Source organism: Citrobacter braakii, assembly GCF_002075345.1.
Lineage (GTDB): Bacteria > Pseudomonadota > Gammaproteobacteria > Enterobacterales > Enterobacteriaceae > Citrobacter > Citrobacter braakii.
The window spans coordinates 20,659-43,884 of the sequence record NZ_NAEW01000023.1; the positions used below are offsets into that span (position 1 = coordinate 20,659).

Sequence of the window (23,226 nt, forward strand, 5' to 3'; positions counted from 1 at the left end):
AGTCATATCAGTTCAGCAACTTTATTCGCCTGCCAGTCCTGTAATACACTCAGTGAATCAGGCACCGCTGCGAGATGTTTCCAGGGGCAGACACGTTCCATGTTATGCCCAGCGTTTAATGATGATGGAGGTATTGATCCCGCCGAAAGCAAAGTTGTTACTTTGCAGATATTCGCAGTCGATGCGGCGGGCTTCTCCCATGATGTAATCCAGCGCGCCACACTGCTCGTCAGGCTGTTTCAGGTTAATGGTGGGCGCAAACCAGCCTTCGCGCATCATCTGCAGACTCATCCACGCCTCCAGCGCGCCGCAGGCACCCAGGGTGTGGCCAAAATAGCTTTTCAGCGAGGAGACAGGCACGTTATTGCCGTAAATCGCTGCAGTCGCCAGGCTCTCGGCAAGATCACCACGATCGGTCGCTGTGCCGTGTGCCGAGAGGTAGCCAATATCGCGTGGACCAAGACCTGCCATATTCAGCGCTTTCTGCATGCAAACCTGCATAGTCTGGCTCTGGGGCTGGGTGATGTGCGCCGCGTCGCAGTTGGTGACAAAGCTGACGATCTCCCCGTAGATGGTGGCCCCGCGCGCTTTGGCGTGCTCTAACTCTTCCAGCACCAGTGTCCCTGCGCCTTCGCCAATCACCAGCCCGTCGCGCTTCTGGTCGAATGGTGAGGGCGTGGTTTTGGGGGCGTCGTTGCGTTGGCTGGTGGCGAACAAGGTATCAAATACCGCCGCTTCAGAAGGGCAGAGTTCTTCCGCGCCGCCTGCCACCATCACGGTCTGGTAGCCGTGGCGGATGGCTTCCCAGGCGTAGCCGATGGCCTGGCTGCCGGAGGTACAGGCGCTGGAGGTCGGGATCACCCGTCCGCGCAGGCCGAAGAACAGCCCGGTATTCACCGCCGTAGTGTGCGGCATCATCTGTACGTAGGTGGTGCCGGTGATGTTGTTGGTGTGCTTCTCGGTCAGCATAGTGGCAAACTCACTCACCGGACCTGTGCTACCGGTGGAAGAGCCGTAGGCAATTCCGGTTTCACCGTTGGTGAGTACCGGGTCATCAATCAGCCCGGCCTGCTCCAGCGCCAGCTCGCTGGCACGGGTTGAGAGCAGCGAAACGCGGCCCATCGCGCGGATACGCTTGCGGGTATAGTGCTCCGGAAGGATGAAATCGTCGATCGGCGCGCCGAGCAGGGTATTAAGTCCGTCATAGACCTGCCACTCCGGCATTTTGCGTACGGCGTTTTCGTAGCCGAGCAGGCGGCGGGAAACCGCCTCCCAGCTCTCGCCGAAGGCGGTGACGCCGCCCATCCCGGTGATCACAACACGATGTGTCATAGCATTCCTCCGTTGATGGAAATGACCTGTCGGGTCACGTAGCCCGCAATGTCGGACATTAAATAGCTGGCAAGTCCAGCCACTTCCCCGGCCTGGCCTATGCGCTTCATCGGGATAATCGCCATCGCCTCTTTCAGTGCCGCCTCTTCCATTTCTATCATCCCGGTGTCAATCAGGCCTGGCGCGATACAGTTGACGGTGATTTTGCGTTTCGCGAGCTCAATCGCCAGCGCTTTGGTCGCGCCGATGATCCCGGCCTTTGCCGCGCTGTAGTTCACCTGACCACGGTTACCCATGACACCGGATACCGACGACAGGGTGATTATCCGCCCACCCTTACGCAGGCCAATCATCGGCATAATGCACGGCTGAATGACGTTGTAAAAGCTGTCGAGATTGGTATGGATAACGCGGTCCCAGTCGTCTTCGCTCAGGGCCGGAAACGCGCCGTCGCGGGTTATGCCCGCGTTACTGACCACGCCGTACCAGGCGCCATGTTGGGCCATTTCCTGCTCCAGTACCTCGCGGCACTGCTCGCGGTTGCCAACGTCAAAACTGAGTATGCGGCCCGTGCCGCCCGCCTGCAGAATGGCTGTCAGCGTTTCTTTGGCTCCCGCTTCATCGAGGTGGTAGTGAACGCCAACCGTAAATCCGTCGGCGGCAAGTTGACGGGCAATTGCGCGTCCAATTCCTTTACTGGCTCCGGTGACCAGCACTGAGCGACTCATGCGCTATCTCCCTGATTAAAAAGCGTGGTTAATTCTTCGTTTGTCGGCTGGAAGGTGTTAACGCGGCCGCTGGCAAGCGGAGTCTCGTCCGCGTTGATGAGGCACTCAAAGCTGCCAAAACGCTCATCCTGCATCAGCAGTTTCACCTTAATGTCGAGCGCCGTTCCTGCCGGGAAAGGGCCTTCGGCGCACACCAGCTCGCGCGCGCCAAGCACCATACCGAGCGCAATGTACTCTTTACCTTCCTGCTGACGGTGCCAGCCCGACCACACGCCAACGGTCTGCGCCATCAGCTCCAGCGCATACCAGCCGGGCAGATGACCGTGGGTATCGATAAACGGCGCCAGCACGCCGTGGCGGTTGACGGTTACCCGGCAATGGGCAGTAGTGTCGGTGACGTTCACCACCTCTTCCAGCAACAGCATCGGCGCCTCGTGCGGCAGGTAGCTGGAAGGGGCTAAATAGTGGCTCATGACACTCTCCCCAGCAGAATGCTGGCGTTGTTACCGCCAAAGGCAAATGAGTTGGAGAGGATAAACGGGCGGGACAGCAGCTGTGTTTCACGCAGAACTCCGCAGGCGGGCAGCGCCGGGTCAATCTCGCTGCGGCTGAAGTCCTGCGGTGGCAGCGGTAGCTGCATTTGCAGGATAAGCGTAGCGATCGCCGCTTCGGTTACCCCTGCGGCACCCAGCGTATGGCCGGTCAGGTGTTTGGTTGAGCTACATGGAACGCGTTCACCAAAGAGGTCATGTACCACCCTGGATTCAATCTGATCGTTGAGCGGTGTGGCGGTGCCGTGCAGGTTGATGTAGCCGATGTCGTCCGGCTGTAGCCCGGCGTCGTTGAGCGCCTGCGTAATTGCCCGAATGGCGCCTTCGCCCTGCGGATGTGGCGCAGAAATATGCCATGCGTCGCTGGATTCTCCTACACCCAGCAGCGCTATCGGTTGCGGCTCGCGGGTGAGCACCATCAGCGCGGCACCTTCACCAATTGTAATGCCGCTTCGGTCGCGGCCAAACGGCTGGCAGAGCGTGGGGGAGAGGGATTCCAGGCTGTTAAAACCGTTAACCGGCATCCGGCTCAGCGTGTCAGAACCGCCGACAATAGCCACATCGACAAGCGCGGCCTCAATCAGGCGGCGGCCGCTGATGATAGCTCTGGCGCTTGACGAACAGGCGGTGGAAAGGGTGAACGCCGGGCCGCTAAGCCCCAGCCAGCGAGTGAGGAAGCGTGACGGATCGCCAGGCTCTTGCTGCGTGTACTGCCAGTGCGGGCTTGGCTGCTGGTTAAGCGAAAGATTAACGTGCGCGTCACCTTCGTTAAGCCCTGAAGTGCTGGTGCCCATCACCACGGCGACGCGGTCTCGCCCATAGCGCGCAATCGCGTCATCCACTTGCGGCTGGATCTGCGCCAGCGCCGCGAGTAGCAACTGATTGTTGCGCGTGCGATGTGCGGAGAAAGGGTCGGGAATTGGCGGTAGTTCGCCGTCGACGCCGCCCAGTACCGCATCCGGAAAACCCTGCAGCCAGCCTGCTCGAGGACGCATCCCCGGAGCCACGCCACGGGTCAGGTTTTCCGCAACTTCAGCAGCGTTGTTGCCCAGCGCATTAATCATGCCGATGGCAGAAATATAGATCATCTCAGTCACCCAGATATTGAATGGTGATGTGGTATTTAAAGGCGTGCTGCTCAATGCTGACAGGTTCGCGTTTGCCCTTGCGTTGCAGATAGGTGATTTCCGTCACCAGCGCGCCGCGGGCATTGCGTAGTTCACGTTTATCACCCTTGTCGATGAGGGTCCAGCCTTTTGGCAGCAGCGGCTGCCACCTGCTAATCGGCCAGTGACTCAGCATCACGTCAGCCAGCACCTGGCTTGCTGGTGGCAGTTGCGGCACGACAATCGACTGCTCGGTATGTAACCCTTTTTCATCATAGGTCACAAGGAACAGACGGATCCCGACAGAAGAGAGCCCCGCCAGGGTCAGCTTTTTGTCGTCGGCGTTGAGCATCACCAGCAGCGACTGGATCTGGCCGTTGAAGCTGCCGGTCAGCAACTGCTGCGAGTTAACCGCCGGGCTTATTCCCGGCTTCGGCAATGTCACGTGCGCGCCCGGCTCCAGCCAGGCCTGCGGGCGACCATTATTATCCTGATTAGAATGGCTACAGCCCGCGAGGGTGAGCGCAGCCAGCAGGGCGACAGCGCGCCAGAAGGCGTGTTTTATCATCGTTTTTCTCGCTTTTTGTCCGGCATGGCTAATGGCGAAAGCAGATACGCGGTGAAAATACCGCTCACCAGCACAATGCCGAAACTACTGATAGCCTGGGTGGTGCTGAAGACCAGCATGCCAAGGGTTAATAATGTGGTCAGCATCGCGAGGGTTATTGCCAGCAGCGAGGTCAGCGGCGTGCCGCGCGGATTACTGAAAAACAGGGTGTAGTTGATGCCGATACCGAGAACCAGCACCAGCGCCAGCAGTGAAAACAGGTTCACCGAATGACCGCTAAGCGACAATGCTGCCAGCCCGCAGCCGAGCGACAGCACCGACGGCACCAGGCTTATCAGCCCCTTGCGTAATCCCTGGCGGGCAACCGCGCTGCAGGCAATTATCGCCAGCGCCACGGCAAGCAGGCCGGTCAGCAGGATCCTGTACTCAGCAAACAGCGCATCGAAGGTCAGCTTACGATCGACCCACGCAATACCCGGCTGTTTCGCCGCCAGCACCGCCAGAGCGTGGCTGTCGGTGACACCATCAGCCGGAATCAGCACCCCGCTGGCACCGTTTGGCAGCGTCAACCACATCAAGCGCCAGCCTTCGCTGACCGGGCTTTGCAGCCAGGCGTCGACGGTGACGGTCATCGGGCTGAGATCGGGCGTGACGGCGCTGAGTCCGGCGCTTTGCAGCGTGCGCTCAATCGCGGGCGTCGCTGCGCGCAGCAACTGTAGATCCTGCTGCTGGCGCGCCTGCGAGTTTAACGGGATCGTGCGGTAACTCTTCAGTACGCCGTCTCTGAGTGCCGCATCGAGCGCAGGCGTAAAGGCTTCCATACGCGTCAGGGTCTGCTCCGGCGTATCGCCATACACCACAAACCACTTCTGATCCATGCTCTGGCCGGTCAGGTGGGTGATGGCTTTCTCCTGCGTCAGAATCGACGGCGGCAGCGCCTGCAGCTGCGAGATATCGTCATTGACTTTTAACAGCGCCAGACCGGTAAGCGACAGCAGCGTTAGTGTCACAGGCAGACCAATACGCAGCCGCTTGTCGCGACTCCAGGCCTCCAGCCAGCGCAGCATCGGTACCATAGCGGGAACAGGGCGCACCGGTAAACCACGGCACAGCCACGGGTGCCAGAACAGCACCGTCAGACAGGATGCACTCAGGCCCACAGCCGCGAACACTGCCATCTGGCGAATGCCGGGGAAGGGGGCCAGCATCATAATCATGTAGGCGGCCACGGTGGTGAGCAGCGCCAGCAGCAGAGCATTACGCACCTTCAGCAGGCTTTGCCACGGCGAATGCTCCGCGCCATGCACCATTCGTTCGGTGAGGTAGTAGAGCGTATAGTCAGCCGAAATACCGATGATGCTCATGCTCATTACCAGCGTCATCAGATGTAGTTCACCAAACAGCAGCAGCGTCACCACTGTCCCCGCCAGCGCGCCGATGCCAATAGAAATCAGGCATAGCAGCAACGGGCGCAGGGAACGGAAGGTAAGCACAATTAGCAGAACCACCCCAAAAATGGTGACCACGCCGAGGGTCGAAATATCGCGTTTGGCCTGCTGGCTGGCGTAATCGCTGTAGAACACCGTGCCGCGTGACAGCAACTGCGCCTGTGGATACTGCGCTTTCAGCACGTTTTCAAGCCCGGCAAGCGTGGTGATCAACTGGTGGGTTTGCTGCATATCGAAGGAATTGCCAGCAAGCTCGCCGTGCAGCAGATACCAGTAGTTACCCTGCTCATCCTGAGTCACCAGCCAGCCGTCTTTGAGCTGCAGGCGCTGGCTGTTCTGCGCTAACGCCAACTGCGAGCCGCGCATCAACATCAGCGGATCGTTTTTAAGCTCTTTACCGCTGACGCCGGAAAACGCCGAATACATCTGGGAGAGGATCCACTGCGCCTGCGCTTCGCCACCGTTTTGCAGGCGCGCGCGGGTAGCGCTGTCGATAAGCGCGTTGCGATGCTCCCAGAAGAACGTGCCCCAGGCCTGCTGACCGTTCGCATCCATCGGGCCTTTCACCTCGCTGAGCGCCGGGAATTTTTGCAGCGCGGTGAGCCACGCCTGCGCGACCTTCAGATCGGCGGTTTTCCCCGGACTTACCAGCCACACCAGTTGGCGGTCGAGACGCTGCATAAAGCCGTCGTTCAGCGCGGGGGGGATAGCCCCCAGCGCCTGTTTTGGCAGTATCGCCAGCACGCTGCTGTTCATTCGCGACTGCGGCAGCAGCACGAGTAGCACGCTCAAAAGCGCCAGACACAAAATGCCCCACAGCAACGCCGGGCGGCGGGAATTACTGGGTGGCAAAGCGTTGGCGTTCGTCATGGGTCAGCGTGGCGGGCGTCAGTTGATGTTGAGAAAGCGCGATATCGGTACGATCGCCCTGTTTATCGTTCAGTTGAATACTTTCCAGATAAGTTTGTCCTGCCAGACTGATCGTGGCGAAGATCTTATCCAGTGGTGTGGTCGTTGGCGTAAGACGCAGCGTCCAGCGGCCCAGTCCCTTATCCTGGAAATCAATACGGAAGTTCTGCTCCAGCACCTTCCTGTCGGCCTGGAACAGCGCGCGCAGCAGATGGTTAAACTGGAACATCTGCGGGTTATTTTCTGCGGTGATCACCTGCGCCGGCTGGTGGTTTATCACCTGCGCCATCCGCTTGTCGTTGAGAATCAGCAGCATCGGGAACGGCGTTTTCTGATCCCACAGCAGGCCGGTATCGCGGGCGATCAACATCTCACCCTGTGATCTGAGCGGCTGTGGCAGATCTTTAATCGTCCGGGTCTGTTCAAAATGAGCGCGCACCATCGGCTGCTCGGTAAAGCGCTGTTGCAACTCGTCCAGGGTTACGGCGCTGACGAGCGGGCTCAGTAGCAGCAGAACAACGGGCCAGAATTTCATGGTGTGACTCCCATACGTTCAAGCAGGACTGCCGGACTGACGAAGCACATCTCCCGGCTTTGCTCTTCCACCGCCACCTGGACGGTGTAGCCGGTAGTGGTGCGCTTGCCGCTGACAGCGTCGAAAATCTGATAGCTGATGCGCAGGCGGTTCTCGTACTCTTCAAGCTTCGCGCGCACGCGAAAACGCTGTTCGAAGGTCAGCACGTCGCGATACTTCACCCGGGTATCCACTACCGGCCAGACGTAGCCGGAGGCTTTCATTTGCCGATAACCATAATCAAACTGGTTCAGCAGTGCCTCGCGGGCGATTTCAAAATAACGGAAATAGTTGCCGTGCCACACCACGCCCATCATATCGACGTCGTGAAACGGTACGGTCAGTTCAACCTCGGCGGTAAAGTGGGGATCGGTCAGCACCCTTTACTCCTTATTGGCGGCGTCTGGCAACTGCCAGAAATCAAAAAAGTTAAACCAGTCCAGCGGCGACAGCAGGGCGTAGTGTTCAAGACGCTCTGCATAGCGGTGGATGGCCTGCTCCAGCGCGGCCTGGCGTTCGGTGCGCGGCAGCAGGAGCGGGTCGGCAAAGGTCTCGCAGTGAATGTTCAATTTGCCCTGCTGGCGCAGCGCAAAAATCAGCAGCACAGGGCAGCGCAGAATCGATGCGAGAATAAATGGCCCCTGGGCGAACGGCGCCGGCTGGCCCATAAACGGGCTCCAGGTGACGCGGAAATCGCCGCCGCGCTGCCGATTGACAGCAATACGATCACCGACGATGGCCACCCATTCGCCGCGATCGAGTTTCTCTTTCAGCATGATGGCGGTTTCCGGGCCGATGTCGTTCACTGGTAGCAGGTTGACCCCGGCCTCCGGCGCCATCTCTTCCATGATTTGCTTAAAGCGCTGCGCGTTTTCGCTGAACACCAGCGCGTTGATGGGGCTGGTCCCTTTCAGGCTTGCCAGCGCCCGGCACGCTTCGACATCGCCAAGATGCGAGGCCAGCAGTAGTTTGCCCTGCGGTTTATCGAGCGCCAGCGCCGCTTCGGCACCCGGAGCGAAAACCACGTCGCGGCTGAAGTGCAGCTCGCCGCGCCAGCTGGCGATTTTATCCAGCATCGCGTTAGCAAAGCGCAGGAAATGGTGATAGCTGTTGAGAGGCTTTGGCACCGGCATCTGCCGGGCGGCGAGCTGCAGGCGTACCCGCGACAGCCAGTTCTGTGAGGCATGACGAGCACGGGTGGCACTCAACCAGTAAACGGCAACCACCGGCCAGAGCAGCACAGTAAAGACGTTGCGGCCAAACAGTCGCCAGACAGTGAGCATAAAGCGCATGCCCCACAGCCCCTTGACCTCCTTCTGCTTCGCCCAGTGTGACGAACGGTGGCGCAGTAACAGGGAAGGAATACGCGGCAACATGCCGAAGAACAGCCTGGTATGCATCAATGAGATACGCACGTTGTCCTTCAGGGCGTCGAAATGTGACAGCCCATCGACGGGGTAGATAACCCGGGTGGGGACAAAATAGCTGGTGTTACCCTGCCAGTAGAGGCGAACCATCACCTCGGTATCGAAATCCATCCGCCTGCCGATCTTTACCCGGCTTGCCAGTCGCAACGTTGGGGCAACCGGATATACGCGAAAGCCGCACATGCTGTCTTTCAACTCTAAGGACAGGGTTTCAATCCATACCCAAATGTGAGTGACCCAGCGGCCATACAGCCGCGAACGGGGAATTGACTCATCGTAGATGGGCTGACCGGAAATCAACACCTTTGGGTGATGCTCAGCCAGGGCCAGCATTTGCGGAATATCTTCGATAGCATGCTGACCGTCGGCATCTACCTGCACTGCATGGCTGAAACCCCGTTGTTGAGCCGCCTGCAGACCGCGTATCACCGCAGCACCTTTACCGGCGTTTTGCGCCAGACGCAACAGCGTGACGCCGGGCTGCTCTGCAACCAGTGTTTCCAGCACTGTGCGGGTAGCGTCGTCGCTACCGTCATCAACAATAATGCACGGCAGGTCGAACGGCGCGAGGCGCTCCAGAACCTTCGGCATCATCACACCGTGGTTGTAACAGGGGATCAGCACGCAGGGGGAGAACGCTACTGACATAGACGGATCTTCCCGCTGCTGGCGGTGTGGCGCGCGTCACCTTCGTGGCGCTGGAAGCTGAAGGTCAACATCTGCTTTGCTTCCAGCCAGTTCAGCGTCAGGGTGACGGTGGTGTCAGGTAGCAGCGGTGCCTGAAACTTCACGTTCTGAATGCTGTGAAAACGAAAACCGGGTGCCAGCAGGGTGGTGGCATAGTGCATTACCCACTCCAGTTGGGCGACGCCGGGCAGCAGCGGTTGAACGGCAAAATGGCCCTGAAACCAGATCAGGGCTGGATCGAGATGCAGCACGATCGTCGTCTCTCCGCCCGGCGACTGTTGGCGATGAATTTCATCAGGTTTCATCAAATAACTCCTGTAACTGAGCATAAACGCGCTTATTCATGCTGTTGACCGGGATCTCATCCAGCACCCGCCAGTAGCGGGGGATGGCCACAGGATCAAGCCACGGCAGCAGCGCCCGTCGCCAGGACAGCTCCAGCGCTTTGTTATGCGTTTCCTGCCAGCTGTGGCGCAGTGCGTCGTCAAGTACCAGCAGTACGCCAATCCCCTGACGGCCACCACGGACGACAGGGATAGCCGCTGCCTCGCGAATGCCGTCGAGATCGGTCAAACGCCGTTCCACTTCGCTCAGTGAAATACGTTTATCTTCAATTTTCACCACCCGCCCACGACGCCCGGCAAGGCGGAAACGTCCGTCGTCGTTGAAGTGCAGCACGTCATCGAGCAGCAGACCGTCGGCATCGGCGATAAGCGAAGATCGTGCGCGAAAAGCATCGCCCTCCGGGGTTATCTGCACGCCGGGGAAGGGGATCCATGGAAGATCATCCTGCTGGCGGTGACGCCAGGCGAGGATACCTGTTTCGGTGCTGCCGTAGATTTCGTCCGGCCAGATACCAGACCAGGCTTGTGAATCGGTCACGTCCTGCCAGGGCAGCATACCGCCTGCCGAGAGGATCATCTCTATTGGCGGCGGCGCAAGATTGTGGTCAAGGCGTTTGAGAAACGCAGGACTGCTGACAAACAGATAGCGGTGCTGTGGGCTGATAGCTGCCAGTTGTTCGGCGTAATAGAGCATGGCAGCGTGCAGCGGGAGCCCCAGCGCCATCGGCAGGAAAATACGGAAGGTCAGGCCATAGAGATGCTGCGGCACCACGGAGGCCACCACCCGGCAGCCCACCAGACGTACGGCGAAACGCGCGCCCAGCATGGCGGCTTCAGCATCGAGGGTCGCGATGGTTTTTACCACCCGTTTCGGTTGTCCGGTTGAGCCAGAGGTGAACAGCTCGACAAAAGCATCGGCGGCAATAGAGGGCAGCGTGGTTGCCGGTGTCCCACTGCATTTTGCGGAATCTACCAGTAACTGTGGGCCGTGCCAGGCCAGCGGGCTGTCACTCAATACGCCGTTGAACAGCGCACGCTGCTCATCCAGCAGCGAGGCGCGGCAGTGACCCGGGATAACCGGCGTTTTACCCGCGTGCAGCGTCGCCAGCAACGCGACGATAAACAGATAGCTGTTCTCAAAGCACAACGCCCAGCGGTCACCTTCCCGATCGCGCAGGGTAGCGAACTGTGTCGCCACGTCGTAGCGTAACTGAGCCAGTGTCCAACTGTGATCGCCAAGCCAGGCTATAACGGTTTCATCATTGCGCGAGGCGCAAAGCCACTGCGACAGGGGAAGCGTCTGATTCATGGTGTGTCTCGTTTCATGACCTGGCGGCGAACCAGCCATTCGCCTGCCATCAGTGCGCCCATCAGCAAATAGGACACCATCCCGTTCCAGGTGGTCCACATCTGCACATCGCCGTGGAGGGCGGTAAAGAGCGCAATCGTTCCGTTAAAAATGAAGAAAAGGCACCAGGTTTGCGTCACGCGGCGGGTGTAGCGTACGCCCTGCGGTGGGAGAGCAGGGGTATGCAGACGCGCCAGTCTCTCGACGAGCGGCATGGCGCTCCACAGGGAACCGCCAAAAACGCTGAGCATTATCGCATTCACCACCACAGGATAAAATAGCAGCAACTGGTGGGTTTTTAGCAGTACGCTTGCCACGCACAGCGCGATCCCCGCCAGCGCCACGCTCTGCATGACAAAGCGCATCAGCCCGACATTTCGCCGCGCCTGGCGTAAGCGTAAAACCAGCAGCAGCGCCATTAGCGGTAGCAGCCATGGCAAACTGTTGTGCTCCAGACCAAACCAGATGACAAACGGCCAGGCCAGCAGCAGCGCCCCGGTCGCTACCTGAACGACAGGCTGCGTTCTTAAGCCTCGCATCGGATCAGGCGTCTTGCATCAGACGTTCTACGGCGTCGACGACATCCTGTACCGTACGCACGGCTTTGAACTCTTCTGGCTTGATCTTGATGCCTGTTTTCTTCTGCAGGTGGACTATCATGTCGACGGCGTCGATGCTGTCTAACTCCAGATCTTCGTAAAGGCGTGCCTCGGGGGTGATGTCTTCCGGGGCGATTTCAAACAGTTTGCACAGAAGTGCGGAGACTTCCTGGTAAATAGCGTGTTGTTCTGTCATAGCAGGCTCGTTATCAGACGCGTTGTGAATGAATAAATGCGGCCAGGGTCGCCACGGAGTAAAAGTGCTGACGCATCTCTTCACTCTCAGCAGACAGGACAATGCCGTACTGATTTTTCACTGCCAGACCCAGCTCTAATGCGTCGATAGAGTCCAGACCTAATCCATCCCCGAACAGCGCGGCATCGGTGTCGATGTCATCGGCGCTCAGTTCGTCCAGATTTAACGTGTCAATAATGAGGTTTTTGATTTCAAAATAAAGCGCTTGCATCATTAAGTCCTGAAAAAGGAGTTTCAACTAATCTGTAATTGCTCTAAAAGATGCCGGTTAAGCTGCCTTGCCGCCAGCGCCGGTTCTTGTGTTTTAGCATCATAATAATCGGTAATACGTACCCGTTCACCCACAGTGACGGTAAAGCGCGGTTTGGCGGGTGGCACGTTATACCATTTGCTCTGTTTATCGAGCAGGTGTTCACTACAGCGAATTGCCACAATGCGCAGGTCACTCTCGCAGCGCACGGCGATATTGGCCGCGCCGCGCCGGAGCGACATTTTTTCTCCCGGACGGGTGCGGGTACCCTCCGGGAAAATCAGAATGGTGTCACCTTGCGCCAGTCGCTGCTGGCTTTGCGGCAGCAGGGCATCGGCCTGACTGTTAACCAGGTAATCTGCGGCGCGGATAACGCCACTCATGAAAGGGTTCTTCAGCAAGGCACTCTTAACCAGACAATCGGTTTCCGGCATCACGGAAGCGATAAGCACGTAATCAATAAGCGTCGGGTGGTTGGCAACCACCAGACAGCCTCGCTCCTGACACAAAATTCCGGCACCTTCAATGTGATAATCCAGCGTTCCGGTCAGTTTCGCCATTTTCAGGAAACAGCGGAAGCTGAATGAGATGCTGCGTCGGGCAATGCGTCGACGGCGGCTATTATTGCGCACCGTGAGTAACAGAAGATTAAACCAGATCAGAGACAACAGCAACCCGCACACGCCAAACAGCGCGAAGCACATTCCGGTCATCAGCAGACGCCAGAACTGATTGAAGCGAGCAGCCAGGCTCATTGCGTGCGGCTCCAGTGCCACTGCAGGTTATCACCCGCAAGGGTAAAGTCCGGGGCACCGCTGAGGACGTGCTGTAAAAACTGCAGGCTCTGCGGCAGTGGCGCTTCTGCGCTTTCGTCGGCGCGTTGCGAGGTGCACTGCAACGCATCACCGGCTTCAATCACCAGCGCCACGGCGTAGGCCCAGGTTGGCATCTGTGCGGGAAGCCCGGAATGGTAAAACTCCGGCAAACTTCCGTCGAAATCCACCATCAGCACCCGCTTATAGCCCGCTTGTAACAGGCAGATGACTTCACATAAGCCCTGCTGGAAGGTGTCACGCCCGGCAGACAGAGATGAAGAAACCACCGGCTGCTTTGCGGCAATGGTCAGATTGCCAACGGCGGAGTTGTGTACCGACATGGCGAAGTCAGTTGGGGAAACTGCCTGTTCGCTCGCCAGTGCCTGCAGAATACGGTAGTTACGCTCCAGCTCGCCGTGGCGGCTGGTGTAGAGTACGGCGTCGATGGCATGCTGGCGCAGCATGGCCAGCCCACACTCGACGGCGAGTTTACTGCCGGAGTTCAGACGTCGGGCGGTCATCATCGGCAATTCAGTGAGTTTTGCCTGCGCGGCGCGGGGATCGATGGCAAAGGGCTGCCGTGACCATTGCTGCCACTGTGACGTTTCGCTTAGTCCTGGCGCTCGAGCCTGCCAGTCGATAAGGTTTAATGCAAATTTCATCAACGTGTGTCCGTTGGATATTAAAACTTCTCGCATATTAATAAAGTATGCCCAACGCCGAGGTTATCGAGGCGCTGTTCCACCCGGAAACCTGCCATTTCCAGATAGCGGTAAAACTTTTCAATGCTGTAAAAACGGCTATTGCCATTGGCTATACAGGTGAAATAGAGCGATGAGGCGTTCAGGCTGAAAGACGCCGCTTCAAATTTCTGCGCATCCCAGAAGAGTTCCATAATGCAAAGCCGGGCACTGGGTTTCATTACGATGGCAATGCGTGTCAGCATGGCAACAATCTGTTCAGGTGAGAAGCAGTCGAGGAACTGGCTCATCCACCAGATATCGGCCTCGCCGGGTAGCGGCGCATCGCTAAGCATATCCGCCTCATGGAAGCCAATGCGATGAAGTAATCCTGCATTTTCGACATTCTGGCGGGCAAGTGCAATTTGTTGTGGCAGATCGAGGATCGTTATCGCGACATTTTCATCGTATTTGCAGCAACGCAGCGCCCATTTCCCGGTATTTCCGCCTACATCGTACAGGACTCCAGGCGAGCTTGCGAAAATATGCGGCAGCGCGGCGTTAAACGCGGCGTCAGAATAGTAGTGATCGAAGGCAAACCAGCTCTCCCGCGCCGGGGATGGCAACTGAGACAGCACCGGGTAGATGGTCCCGGCATCGCTGAAAACTTTAAGTCCGGCGGGTTTCGCCTCCTTTAACGCATCGTCGAGAAAGTAGAGTCCCTGGTAACAGACGTCCTGGGTGAAGTCCATATTCACGCGGGTCATCGTGTCGTGAAGCAGGAAGTGCCCAACCTTAGACAGGCAGTAGCGTTCATCTTTACAGGTGACGATGCGACCGCTGAGTCCCATATCGAGCAGCACGCTTACGGCATACTCATTTAACGCGCCATTAGCGACGATTTCTTGGAGCGTGGCTCCCTGTTTGCCTTGTTTATCAAGATAAGCCAGCACCCCGGCGTTACGCAGGCTGAGCGCGGTTTGAAAGAGCATAGGGGCAAATGCGATGCGCTGTGCTTCCGTGATGGCATCTAGCGCGCTGAGAGAGTCCTTGTCGTACATGCGTGGGTAACCTGTGCTGGGCAAAGAAGAGTTACCGGGCCATTACTGGCCCGACTTTAGCGCGAATTATTGTGCCGCGCTGGAGGCCAGATTGATTTGAATGTCTTTGTCAAGGTTACGTACCCAGCGGTTGTAGTTTTTGTGAATTTTACCGCCGGAAGCCAGCAGGTTGAGACTACTGTCGTATTTGATGCTGTAGCCAGTGGCCGAATAGGTAATGCGTACTTCGGCAACGTGGTCGCGGTTCTGTTGACGCGCTTTAATCACACCCGGGCCCACATCGCTCATGATCCACTGGCGCTGTGCGCCCGCTTTCAGAATGGCATTTTTAACCTGTGTTTCGGTATGACCAGCGCTCACAGTTGATTGCACATTATCAATCGTTGCAGTACGCGCACAGCCTGCCAGCGCACCCACGACCGCAAAGGCGGCTAACCATTTCATCCACTTTTTCATACACACTCCATTTCAAAAGAGAAAGGTAAAGACTGCAGTTCCCATTAAGTTGATGCAAACATAAATACACACAACTTTACACGTTATTGCAGACTCAGAGCAGTTCAACTCATCAAGTTTAAGGACTTTCTGGCTGCAGGGCAAATACATACTTTGGTTTTACTTTAACCAAAAATGGCCAAAGATGATTTCGCTATCTGCATTAACCATTAGTGCTTTTCTGGCACTAATGGTGTTGTCATCCGGTATCTGCTCATCATCTAATTAGCCTGCTAATTATGTCGGCGTTGATGTTTCCTGTATATGATTTTGATTTCCACTCTGCCCACATTTCAGCAGACACAGCGGTGTTCCTCAGTGTATTTCAGATCACCCCCTTTATTCAGAGGTATCAATGAAAAAAGTACAGCTTCTTCTGACCTGCTTGCTCGTTTTATGTGCCCCGGCAGTATACGCAAAAGCGTTATCGGGAAAAAATACCGCAATCATCAGCCCTGCTCCTGTTGAGTCTGCAGCTTCCCTGACGACCGATGACAATTCATTCCTGCCCCTCCTGGGAGAGGAGGCTAAGGCTCATGGTTTCGACCTGCCTGAGCCTTTTGGTATTAATATTAATTATATGAATATGCGACAGAATATTGATGTTGACAGCATCAGGTTCTCAGGTCTCGGCTGGCCGGGTTACGCCTTCCCTTCAGATCTGTTTGATATTCAGGCCAGTCATACGCGGGAGCGCAGCATTACAAAAACGGTCAAACTGGACGCCTGGCTGTTTCCTTTTATGAATATTTACGCCCTTGTGGGGAAGACCCGTGGAAGTTCGCATTCCACCGTTTCTGTGGATGCCAGTCCGGCTAATGGGCCCATCGGCTTAATTATCCACGGAATGAACGAGTCAGGCGCTCTGAAAAACCTGGATTTCAGTCTCCGTTTTCACGGTACCACATATGGCGCAGGCACTGTGCTGGCTGGCGGGTATGGTAACTGGTATGGTCTGATGGATATCAACTATACCCGGACAGATTTTAACATTCTTGACGGGCATACCGATGCATTCACGCTCACCCCCCGGGTGGGGTATCGTTTCACCACGCCGGGCGTCGACAGTCTTTCATTACCAGCCGGTAAACTGGGCGTGTGGGTGGGTACCATGTACCAGAATGTTCAGCAGACTTTTCGTGGAAAACTGCGTGACCTGAATATACCGGCAAGTTTCGGGGGACTGATGACGCTGGCAGACCAGAACGGGAACGGACGTTTTGAGGTTAAACAGCACCTGCATTCTCCCTGGAATCTTCTGGCAGGGGTCAGTTACGAAATCACCCGCAACGTTAATGTTACAACAGAAGTGGGATTTGCTGAACGTAACAGTGTGCTCGTCGCTGCTGAATACCGGTTCTGATGCTGAAGTCTTCTCTGGCGTTGCTCCTGGTTCTGGCACCACAGTCGGTATGCCTGGCATGGTCACTGCCATCACATGAACAACTGGATAGCTGGCTGGCCCGGGCAGGAGGCAGTACCGGGTCCGGTACCCGCTGGAATATCCTTCCCGGACCGTTTTACACGCCTGAACTGGGTCCGGGGATCGGGGGCGCCGTAGCCGGTCAGTATCATCCCTCGTCTGATGATACGGTGAGCCAGAACTCCACGTTATCGTTCAGCGGCTATGTGAGTGCCACAGGAGCCGCTGGAATGAATCTCAACAATTATGCTTTTTTCGCACAGGATACCTGGCGTTTTTTTCTTGACGGTTCGGTGAGCAATACCCCCACTTATTATTATGGCCAGGGGTTTTATGCCGGAGAACACGGCGGTCATAAACAGAAGTACACGTCACGGGCGTTAACTCTTCATCCTGTGATATACCGGAAACTGACCGGGCACACATATCTTGGACTCGGCTGGCCGCTGGACCTGCAGCATGCAGCAAAAACGGATAAAAGCGGACCATTACTTATTGAAAATACACCGCAGGGAAAGTCGGTATTCAGTTCCGGGGTCAGTATGGCACTGACCCTGGATGATTGTGATTTTGTGCCTAATCCCCGTACAGGACAACTGGCAGATATCCATTTTACCCGGTATACACCGGAGACAGGAAGTGACGCGCGTTTTGATGAATACACACTGCACTACAGCCATTATCATGCCCTCAGTAATAAAACCGTGCTGGCCTGGGAACTGAATGGCGATTTTAGCCGGGGAGATGTTCCGTGGAATATGTTGCCGTTACTCGGGGACAACCACCGGATGCGGGGTTACTACGAAGGGCGTTATCGCGACAGAAATGTCGTCAGCGGGCAGGCTGAGCTTCGTCACAGACTGACCTGGCGGCACGGTATTGTGGGGTGGCTGGGAGCCGGAACCATGGCACCTTCGCTTCATGAAACAGCTCACAGACACTGGCCGCCTTCAGTCGGGATTGGTTACCGTTTTGAGTTCAGTCCGCGCATGAACGTTCGTCTTGATTATGGTGTGGGCAGAGGCAACTGCGGTTTTTATTTTCAGACAGGAGAGGCATTTTGAATAAAAAAATGCTGTTCATATACCTGATACTGTTCATTTCAACAGCCCGGGCTGCATTGCCACTTCCTCTGATGCTGACCGGAAGTGGTGACAGTATTCATGTCCGGGCCTGGCCAGTCATGCCACCGTTACCGGAACCCGCCGGTCTGCGTCCCTGTTGCGCGTTTGGCTATAACCTGCATGTGGAGGTGCTTAAAATGCCGGTGCCATTCTGGAAACTGGATAATATCGTGGCGGCAGGTAACCTGGGCAGACACCGCTATAATGACACTTTTCTGTACGGTCTGGGTTCGCTTGTCGGGTTCGGCAGCGAGCGTAACGGCATAATCTACACGTCGCATGGGGGATTTATAGATACCGCGCATGTACGGGACAGTGCCGATATGACGGTCTGGCTCTTCACTCACCTGTTACCGGAACTGGGGCAGGCATTCATGTTGCGCCCGGAGGACGAACTGGCACAGCGCCGGATTGTATTCAGGTCTTTTACACCCCCTTCATCCCCCGGTGAACGTTATGCACTGGCTGCATGGATGGCAGCATATATAGCCTTCCAGCTGGCAGTATGGCACGAGATAGCCCAGTGGTATGGATTTGAATCTGTACCGGGTTTTCCGGAAACCATTTCCGCATTCTCACCGGAGGACCTCTATTCGAATCTGCTGGGGACGAGGCTTGCCGTATCACTGATTCTGGACGGGCAGACAGCAACGCTGGATATGTATAATGCAGCAATGCAGACCGCGCTGAACCAGGCATTAAATCAACTCGGTGCCAGACCTGAGAACATCACCCGTTTTCATTTTGACATGCTGGATGGGCGTTGGTGGGACAGCCACCGACGGGTACCGGAAAAATTTCTGGTACTGCGACGAAATTATGATGTCAGTGATAATCGCATTCCCACAAAGGTTCCTGGAGAGCAGGCATCACCACAGCGCCTGAATCTGCCACATGACTGGAAGACATACCGGTTTGATATGCTGGAGCAGCTACAGCTCTGGCCGGGGCATGAAATGGCTCGTTTGCCGGCACCATATATATATTATACAGCAACTGATTTTCCCGTCCTTGCAGGGTTTTCTTTTGAACAGGATCAGGCTCGTCATGACAAGAACGCGTGGTGAAAGCCACTCTCTGCTCTCAGAGATAAACAGTGTGAGGACGCTTTATCCTGCTGATTAACTGAATGTTAAAATTCGACATTTAGCTTTGCTTGGTTTCATTAATTGCAGTATTCGAAGCTATCTGCGCGCGGGTGAGTGACAGGAACTGGATATTCACTTTTTTGTTCACGATTGATCTCTTGCACATACGCAACATCAGACATCCACCCGTTCAGGTGAGATAAAATGATAATGTGAAATTAATCACATTATGAAAATCCGGATCTTTTAATGATAATAAGTATTATACTTATCAAAGATATTTTTCATGTTATATGCCATTCCGATTGTTAGCGCCACCCTTAAGAACAAAAAACCATAATATTATAAAATAAAATGGTAAGTCAGAATTATTAACTCTGTTATTTGAGCTTTTCAGTAATTAACACCGCAATGCATTTAAAGAGGATAAATCTTATTCTTTGGTGTTTTTGTATATTACAAAACATTACAAACCTCGCTTCAAAAGTCCCGCCAGGTACCATTAACTGGCTTATTATTGTGCAGAAAAGTGGTATTTTTTGTGATTATTCCTAATTTACGATCTCTTGTATCGATCTTATCGATCTGTTTTTTTTGATGTAAAACGATTGAGAATCTTCTTATAAATCCCCTACACAGACTTCAAACGAAGCGCATGACGCCAGGTTTCTGAGCGCCAATTAATACATTTTCGATTCCTTCAGAAACCACTTAAGGCTGATATTTGCCGCTTTGCACACCGGGGTCTGTGTATTGTTTTTTCATACTCAAAAAGGATATTTCTTATGCGCACTAAATCATTATTAACTATTGGCCTGGCTGCGGCCGGTATGATGTATGGAGCTTCTGTATTTGCCGCCGGTACTACGCCTACAGCAGGGCCGTTCGGCTCAGGTAAAATTACCTTCACTGGTACCATCACTAACTCCCCCTGCGATATTGCGCCGGGTGATGATGCTATTACCGTGCCGTTCGGACAGATTTCTTACCGTAGACTGAATGCCGTCGACGCAACTACGGACTCAAAACCGTTCACCATTCATCTGCAGAACTGTGCCTTCGATGCGAATACTACGAATGTAGCCGGCGCTGCCGGGAAAATGTCCAAAGTAACTGTCTCTTTCTCTGGCGGGGGTGACGCCACTCATCATGCATACGTCAGCACCGGTAGCGCCCAGCATGTTGGTGTCCAGCTATTAAAAAGTGACAACACCACAATTATCGAGCCCAACACCCCGATGCAGGATGCCGATGCTAAGCAACTGCAGGCCGGTAATAACGAACTCAATTTCTTTGCCCGCCTGATAGCAACGGCTGCTGACGTGACTCCCGGTGACGTTAACGCATCCGTCACCTACACCCTGAAATACCTGTGATTTCAGGGGGGGCTCAGTGGAGCGGAAAACCCCTTTTACGCAGTAAATAACAGCAGGGATAAGCCGTCCTCGGAGGGTTTCGGACGGCTTTTATATCTGACCACGCCTGCGGGCTGTCTGTTACACGGACGACAACACGAAAGCGCCATGCCATGAAAATTACCCGGCTTGCCATTCTGATTACCCTGACATTTTCCGTCCTGAAGTCGCAGGCCACGGAGTTTAATGCCAGCCTGCTGGACAGCGGGAACCTGTCCAATGTGGACCTCACGGCCTTCAGCCGCGAGGGGTATGTGGCGCCCGGTAACTATATTCTCGATATCTGGCTCAATGACCAGACGGTACGGGAACAGTATCCGGTCAGGGTTGTACCGGCTGCCGGACGCGATGCGGCCGTCATCTGTGTGACAACCGATATGGTGGCCATGCTGGGTCTTAAGGATAAGATTATTCATGGCCTGAAACCCGTTACCGGTATCCCGGACGGGCAGTGCCTTGAGCTGCGCTCCGCTGACAGTCAGGTACGGTACAGCGCTGAAAAGCAGCGTCTGACCTTCATTATCCCCCAGGCCTGGATGCGCTATCAGGACCCGGACTGGGTCCCCCCTTCACGCTGGAGCGACGGCGTCACCGCCGGCCTGCTCGATTACAGCCTGATGGCCAGCCGCTATATGCCGCAGCAGGGGGAGACCTCTGACAGCTACAGCCTCTACGGCACCGCCGGGTTTAATCTCGGCCCGTGGCGGCTGCGCAGTGATTACCAGTACAGCCGCCTTGACAGCGGACATGGGGCATCGCAGTCCGATTTTTATCTGCCGCAGACGTATCTGTTCCGTGCTCTGCCCGCACTGCGTTCAAAACTGACGCTGGGACAGACGTACCTCAGTTCCGCTATTTTTGACTCCTTCCGCTTTGCCGGGCTCACTTTAGCCAGCGATGAGCGCATGCTGCCGCCCTCCCTGCAGGGATATGCCCCGAAAATCAGCGGCATTGCGAACAGTAATGCACAGGTCACCGTCAGCCAGAACGGCCGCATTCTGTACCAGACCCGGGTGTCGCCGGGGCCTTTTGAGCTTCCCGACCTGAGCCAGAATATCAGCGGCAACCTGGATGTCAGCGTCCGGGAAAGCGACGGCAGCGTCCGGACCTGGCAGGTCAACACGGCCAGCGTCCCCTTTATGGCACGCCAGGGACAGGTTCGCTATAAGGTGGCCGGCGGACGTCCGCTGTACGGCGGGACGCATAACAACAGTACGGTCAGCCCTGACTTCCTGCTCGGGGAGGCCACCTGGGGAGCATTTAACAACACGTCGCTGTACGGCGGTCTCATTGCCTCCACCGGCGACTACCGGTCCGCGGCGCTCGGGATCGGCCAGAATATGGGGCTGTTGGGCGCTCTGTCTGCGGACGTCACCCGCTCAGATGCGCGGTTGCCGCATGGGCAGAAGCAGTCCGGTTACAGCTACCGTATCAACTATGCCAAAACGTTTGATAAAACCGGCAGTACCCTGGCGTTCGTCGGATACCGCTTCTCGGACCGCCATTTTCTGTCCATGCCGGAGTACCTGCAGCGTCGGGCCACTGACGGCGGCGATGCATGGCATGAAAAACAGAGCTACACCGTGACTTACAGCCAGTCCGTTCCGGTACTCAACATGAGCGCGGCCCTCTCGGTAAGCCGGCTCAATTACTGGAATGCACAGTCCAACAATAACTACATGCTCAGCCTCAACAAAGTGTTCAGTCTCGGCGACCTTCAGGGGCTTTCGGCCTCGGTGTCATTTGCCCGTAACCAGTACACCGGCGGGGGCAGCCAGAACCAGGTCTACGCCACCATCAGTATCCCGTGGGGCGACAGTCGCCAGGTGAGCTACAGCGTGCAGAAGGATAACCGGGGCGGCCTGCAGCAGAACGTGAATTACAGCGATTTCCATAACCCGGACACCACATGGAACATCAGCGCCGGCCATAACCGTTATGACACCGGCAGCAACAGCAGCTTCAGCGGCAGTGTGCAGAGCCGTCTGCCGTGGGGCCAGGCGGCAGCGGACGCCACCCTGCAGCCCGGACAGTACCGCAGCCTGGGCCTGAGCTGGTACGGCTCGGTGACTGCCACCGCCCACGGTGCCGCTTTCAGCCAGTCGATGGCCGGGAATGAGCCCCGCATGATGATAGATACCGGAGACGTGGCCGGTGTGCCGGTGAACGGCAACAGCGGGGTGACCAACCGCTTCGGGGTGGGCGTGGTGAGCGCCGGCAGCAGCTACCGCCGCAGCGATATTTCGGTTGATGTGGCCGCCCTGCCGGAGGACGTGGACGTCAGCAGCTCCGTCATCAGCCAGGTGCTGACGGAAGGCGCGGTGGGCTACCGGAAGATTGACGCCAGCCAGGGGGAGCAGGTGCTCGGTCATATCCGGCTGGCGGACGGCGCCAGTCCGCCGTTTGGCTCCCTGGTGGTGTCCGGGAAAACCGGCAGAACCGCAGGGATGGTCGGGGATGACGGTCTGGCTTACCTGACCGGACTCAGCGGGGAAGACCGCCGGACCCTGAATGTGTCCTGGGATGGCCGGGTGCAGTGCAGGCTCACCCTGCCGGAAACGGTGACACTCAGCCGGGGGCCGCTGTTACTGCCCTGCAGATAAAAATATCCCTGTCACAGAGCAGGACTAAAGGAGAAAACAGGTGAAAAACAGCAGAATAAGCCGTGTGATTTTACTCGCACTGGCGGCAGCATGGAGCCAGTGCAGCCCGGCGGCCGTCAACGTCGACCGGACCCGTATTATCATGGATGCGCCGCAGAAAACGGTGGCCATCACGCTGAATAACGATGACAAAACCACGCCGTTCCTGGCGCAGTCCTGGGTGACGGATGCTGACGGGGTGAGAACGGATGCGCTGATGGCGCTGCCGCCGCTGCAGCGTATTGATGCCGGACAGAAATCCCAGGTCCGTATCACCCAGGTTCGCGGGCTGACAGACAAGCTCCCTCAGGACAGGGAAACGCTGTTCTGGTTTAACGTGCGGGGCGTTCCCCCGA

The 23,226-nt window shown here is 56.3% G+C and carries 22 protein-coding genes and 2 pseudogenes; 6 read left to right on the forward strand and 18 right to left on the reverse strand.

Features of this window, described 5'->3' with window-relative positions:
- Positions 1-102: 102 nt before the first annotated feature.
- The 18 genes and pseudogenes from BZK42_RS24770 to BZK42_RS24855 all read right to left on the reverse strand — a co-directional run bounded on the left by BZK42_RS24770 (position 103) and on the right by BZK42_RS24855 (position 15,139).
- Positions 103-1,332, reverse strand: a complete 1,230-nt coding sequence (locus BZK42_RS24770) for a beta-ketoacyl-ACP synthase (protein ID WP_080860723.1) — start codon at positions 1,330-1,332, stop codon at positions 103-105.
- Positions 1,329-2,060, reverse strand: coding sequence for a 3-ketoacyl-ACP reductase FabG2 (locus tag BZK42_RS24775; protein ID WP_080860725.1), 732 nt, complete (start codon positions 2,058-2,060; stop codon positions 1,329-1,331). The genes BZK42_RS24770 and BZK42_RS24775 overlap by 4 nt, the downstream gene beginning before the upstream one ends.
- A complete protein-coding gene (locus tag BZK42_RS24780; protein WP_080860727.1) occupies positions 2,057-2,533 on the reverse strand; it encodes a hotdog family protein in 477 nt (158 codons plus the stop codon). Before BZK42_RS24780 ends, BZK42_RS24775 begins: the two co-directional genes overlap by 4 nt.
- Positions 2,530-3,699: a beta-ketoacyl-[acyl-carrier-protein] synthase family protein gene (locus BZK42_RS24785; protein ID WP_080860729.1), complete on the reverse strand. Its 1,170-nt coding sequence runs from the start codon at positions 3,697-3,699 to the stop codon at positions 2,530-2,532. The genes BZK42_RS24780 and BZK42_RS24785 overlap by 4 nt, the downstream gene beginning before the upstream one ends.
- Position 3,700: 1 nt before the next feature.
- The gene (locus tag BZK42_RS24790; protein WP_080860731.1) at positions 3,701-4,285 is read right to left on the reverse strand and encodes a DUF3261 domain-containing protein; all 585 of its coding nucleotides are present in this window, start codon (positions 4,283-4,285) and stop codon (positions 3,701-3,703) included.
- Positions 4,282-6,603 (reverse strand): MMPL family transporter, encoded by a 2,322-nt coding sequence (locus BZK42_RS24795; RefSeq protein WP_080860732.1) that lies wholly within the window; start codon positions 6,601-6,603, stop codon positions 4,282-4,284. Before BZK42_RS24795 ends, BZK42_RS24790 begins: the two co-directional genes overlap by 4 nt.
- Positions 6,572-7,177: an outer membrane lipoprotein carrier protein LolA gene (locus tag BZK42_RS24800; RefSeq protein ID WP_080860733.1), complete on the reverse strand. Its 606-nt coding sequence runs from the start codon at positions 7,175-7,177 to the stop codon at positions 6,572-6,574. The genes BZK42_RS24795 and BZK42_RS24800 overlap by 32 nt, the downstream gene beginning before the upstream one ends.
- Positions 7,174-7,596 carry an acyl-CoA thioesterase gene (locus tag BZK42_RS24805; protein ID WP_080860734.1) on the reverse strand — a complete coding sequence of 141 codons (423 nt, stop codon included), beginning with the start codon at positions 7,594-7,596 and terminating at the stop codon, positions 7,174-7,176. The genes BZK42_RS24800 and BZK42_RS24805 overlap by 4 nt, the downstream gene beginning before the upstream one ends.
- A 3-nt stretch (positions 7,597-7,599) precedes the next feature.
- Positions 7,600-9,291 carry a glycosyltransferase family 2 protein gene (locus tag BZK42_RS24810; protein ID WP_080860735.1) on the reverse strand — a complete coding sequence of 564 codons (1,692 nt, stop codon included), beginning with the start codon at positions 9,289-9,291 and terminating at the stop codon, positions 7,600-7,602.
- Positions 9,282-9,635: an ApeI family dehydratase gene (locus BZK42_RS24815; RefSeq protein ID WP_080860737.1), complete on the reverse strand. Its 354-nt coding sequence runs from the start codon at positions 9,633-9,635 to the stop codon at positions 9,282-9,284. Before BZK42_RS24815 ends, BZK42_RS24810 begins: the two co-directional genes overlap by 10 nt.
- Positions 9,625-10,983, reverse strand: coding sequence for an AMP-binding protein (locus BZK42_RS24820; RefSeq protein WP_080860739.1), 1,359 nt, complete (start codon positions 10,981-10,983; stop codon positions 9,625-9,627). The genes BZK42_RS24815 and BZK42_RS24820 overlap by 11 nt, the downstream gene beginning before the upstream one ends.
- Positions 10,980-11,561, reverse strand: a complete 582-nt coding sequence (locus BZK42_RS24825) for a COG4648 family protein (protein WP_080860741.1) — start codon at positions 11,559-11,561, stop codon at positions 10,980-10,982. The genes BZK42_RS24820 and BZK42_RS24825 overlap by 4 nt, the downstream gene beginning before the upstream one ends.
- 4 nt (positions 11,562-11,565) lie before the next feature.
- Positions 11,566-11,817, reverse strand: a complete 252-nt coding sequence (locus BZK42_RS24830; RefSeq protein ID WP_080860743.1) for an acyl carrier protein — start codon at positions 11,815-11,817, stop codon at positions 11,566-11,568.
- 13 nt (positions 11,818-11,830) lie between these two features.
- Complete coding sequence (locus tag BZK42_RS24835) at positions 11,831-12,088, reverse strand: phosphopantetheine-binding protein (RefSeq protein WP_080860745.1); 258 nt, start codon at positions 12,086-12,088, stop codon at positions 11,831-11,833.
- Positions 12,069-12,882, reverse strand: a pseudogene (locus BZK42_RS24840) (lysophospholipid acyltransferase family protein). The gene BZK42_RS24835 and the pseudogene BZK42_RS24840 overlap by 20 nt, the downstream one beginning before the upstream one ends.
- A complete protein-coding gene (locus tag BZK42_RS24845) occupies positions 12,879-13,604 on the reverse strand; it encodes a beta-ketoacyl synthase chain length factor (RefSeq protein WP_080860747.1) in 726 nt (241 codons plus the stop codon). Before BZK42_RS24845 ends, BZK42_RS24840 begins: the two are co-directional and overlap by 4 nt.
- A 20-nt stretch (positions 13,605-13,624) precedes the next feature.
- A complete protein-coding gene (locus BZK42_RS24850) occupies positions 13,625-14,683 on the reverse strand; it encodes a methyltransferase (RefSeq protein WP_080860749.1) in 1,059 nt (352 codons plus the stop codon).
- A 66-nt stretch (positions 14,684-14,749) separates the two neighbouring features.
- On the reverse strand, positions 14,750-15,139 hold the full coding sequence (locus BZK42_RS24855) for a hypothetical protein (RefSeq protein ID WP_080860751.1): 390 nt from the start codon (positions 15,137-15,139) through the stop codon (positions 14,750-14,752).
- 394 nt (positions 15,140-15,533) lie between these two features.
- On the opposite strand from BZK42_RS24855, the gene BZK42_RS24860 reads away from it, so the two are divergent.
- From BZK42_RS24860 to stdC, 6 genes and pseudogenes are all read left to right on the forward strand, one after another.
- Positions 15,534-16,541 (forward strand): hypothetical protein, encoded by a 1,008-nt coding sequence (locus tag BZK42_RS24860; RefSeq protein WP_080860753.1) that lies wholly within the window; start codon positions 15,534-15,536, stop codon positions 16,539-16,541.
- A 2-nt stretch (positions 16,542-16,543) separates the two neighbouring features.
- Positions 16,544-17,665, forward strand: a complete 1,122-nt coding sequence (locus BZK42_RS24865) for a BamA/TamA family outer membrane protein (protein WP_428839386.1) — start codon at positions 16,544-16,546, stop codon at positions 17,663-17,665.
- 8 nt (positions 17,666-17,673) lie between these two features.
- The gene (locus BZK42_RS24870; protein WP_080860760.1) at positions 17,674-18,792 is read left to right on the forward strand and encodes a DUF4056 domain-containing protein; all 1,119 of its coding nucleotides are present in this window, start codon (positions 17,674-17,676) and stop codon (positions 18,790-18,792) included.
- Positions 18,793-19,598: 806 nt separating this feature from the next.
- Positions 19,599-20,189, forward strand: coding sequence for a fimbrial protein (locus BZK42_RS24875; protein WP_080860756.1), 591 nt, complete (start codon positions 19,599-19,601; stop codon positions 20,187-20,189).
- A 152-nt stretch (positions 20,190-20,341) separates the two neighbouring features.
- Complete coding sequence (gene stdB / locus BZK42_RS24880) at positions 20,342-22,831, forward strand: fimbrial outer membrane usher protein StdB (RefSeq protein ID WP_080860758.1); 2,490 nt, start codon at positions 20,342-20,344, stop codon at positions 22,829-22,831.
- Between the two features lie 40 nt (positions 22,832-22,871).
- A pseudogene (stdC, locus tag BZK42_RS24885) lies at positions 22,872-23,226 on the forward strand (fimbrial biogenesis chaperone StdC); the annotation flags it as partial.

What these genes read in the sequence shown, in the direction of transcription:
- BZK42_RS24770 (WP_080860723.1), bottom strand. Translation starts at nt 1,332, where the DNA reads ATGACACATCGTGTTGTGATCACCGGGATGGGCGGCGTCACCGCCTTC.
- BZK42_RS24775 (WP_080860725.1), bottom strand. Translation starts at nt 2,060, where the DNA reads ATGAGTCGCTCAGTGCTGGTCACCGGAGCCAGTAAAGGAATTGGACGC.
- BZK42_RS24780 (WP_080860727.1), bottom strand. Translation starts at nt 2,533, where the DNA reads ATGAGCCACTATTTAGCCCCTTCCAGCTACCTGCCGCACGAGGCGCCG.
- BZK42_RS24785 (WP_080860729.1), bottom strand. Translation starts at nt 3,699, where the DNA reads ATGATCTATATTTCTGCCATCGGCATGATTAATGCGCTGGGCAACAAC.
- BZK42_RS24790 (WP_080860731.1), bottom strand. Translation starts at nt 4,285, where the DNA reads ATGATAAAACACGCCTTCTGGCGCGCTGTCGCCCTGCTGGCTGCGCTC.
- BZK42_RS24795 (WP_080860732.1), bottom strand. Translation starts at nt 6,603, where the DNA reads ATGACGAACGCCAACGCTTTGCCACCCAGTAATTCCCGCCGCCCGGCG.
- BZK42_RS24800 (WP_080860733.1), bottom strand. Translation starts at nt 7,177, where the DNA reads ATGAAATTCTGGCCCGTTGTTCTGCTGCTACTGAGCCCGCTCGTCAGC.
- BZK42_RS24810 (WP_080860735.1), bottom strand. Translation starts at nt 9,291, where the DNA reads ATGTCAGTAGCGTTCTCCCCCTGCGTGCTGATCCCCTGTTACAACCAC.
- BZK42_RS24815 (WP_080860737.1), bottom strand. Translation starts at nt 9,635, where the DNA reads ATGAAACCTGATGAAATTCATCGCCAACAGTCGCCGGGCGGAGAGACG.
- BZK42_RS24820 (WP_080860739.1), bottom strand. Translation starts at nt 10,983, where the DNA reads ATGAATCAGACGCTTCCCCTGTCGCAGTGGCTTTGCGCCTCGCGCAAT.
- BZK42_RS24825 (WP_080860741.1), bottom strand. Translation starts at nt 11,561, where the DNA reads ATGCGAGGCTTAAGAACGCAGCCTGTCGTTCAGGTAGCGACCGGGGCG.
- BZK42_RS24830 (WP_080860743.1), bottom strand. Translation starts at nt 11,817, where the DNA reads ATGACAGAACAACACGCTATTTACCAGGAAGTCTCCGCACTTCTGTGC.
- BZK42_RS24835 (WP_080860745.1), bottom strand. Translation starts at nt 12,088, where the DNA reads ATGCAAGCGCTTTATTTTGAAATCAAAAACCTCATTATTGACACGTTA.
- BZK42_RS24845 (WP_080860747.1), bottom strand. Translation starts at nt 13,604, where the DNA reads ATGAAATTTGCATTAAACCTTATCGACTGGCAGGCTCGAGCGCCAGGA.
- BZK42_RS24850 (WP_080860749.1), bottom strand. Translation starts at nt 14,683, where the DNA reads ATGTACGACAAGGACTCTCTCAGCGCGCTAGATGCCATCACGGAAGCA.
- BZK42_RS24855 (WP_080860751.1), bottom strand. Translation starts at nt 15,139, where the DNA reads ATGAAAAAGTGGATGAAATGGTTAGCCGCCTTTGCGGTCGTGGGTGCG.
- BZK42_RS24860 (WP_080860753.1), top strand. Translation starts at nt 15,534, where the DNA reads ATGAAAAAAGTACAGCTTCTTCTGACCTGCTTGCTCGTTTTATGTGCC.
- BZK42_RS24870 (WP_080860760.1), top strand. Translation starts at nt 17,674, where the DNA reads ATGCTGTTCATATACCTGATACTGTTCATTTCAACAGCCCGGGCTGCA.
- BZK42_RS24875 (WP_080860756.1), top strand. Translation starts at nt 19,599, where the DNA reads ATGCGCACTAAATCATTATTAACTATTGGCCTGGCTGCGGCCGGTATG.
- stdB (WP_080860758.1), top strand. Translation starts at nt 20,342, where the DNA reads ATGAAAATTACCCGGCTTGCCATTCTGATTACCCTGACATTTTCCGTC.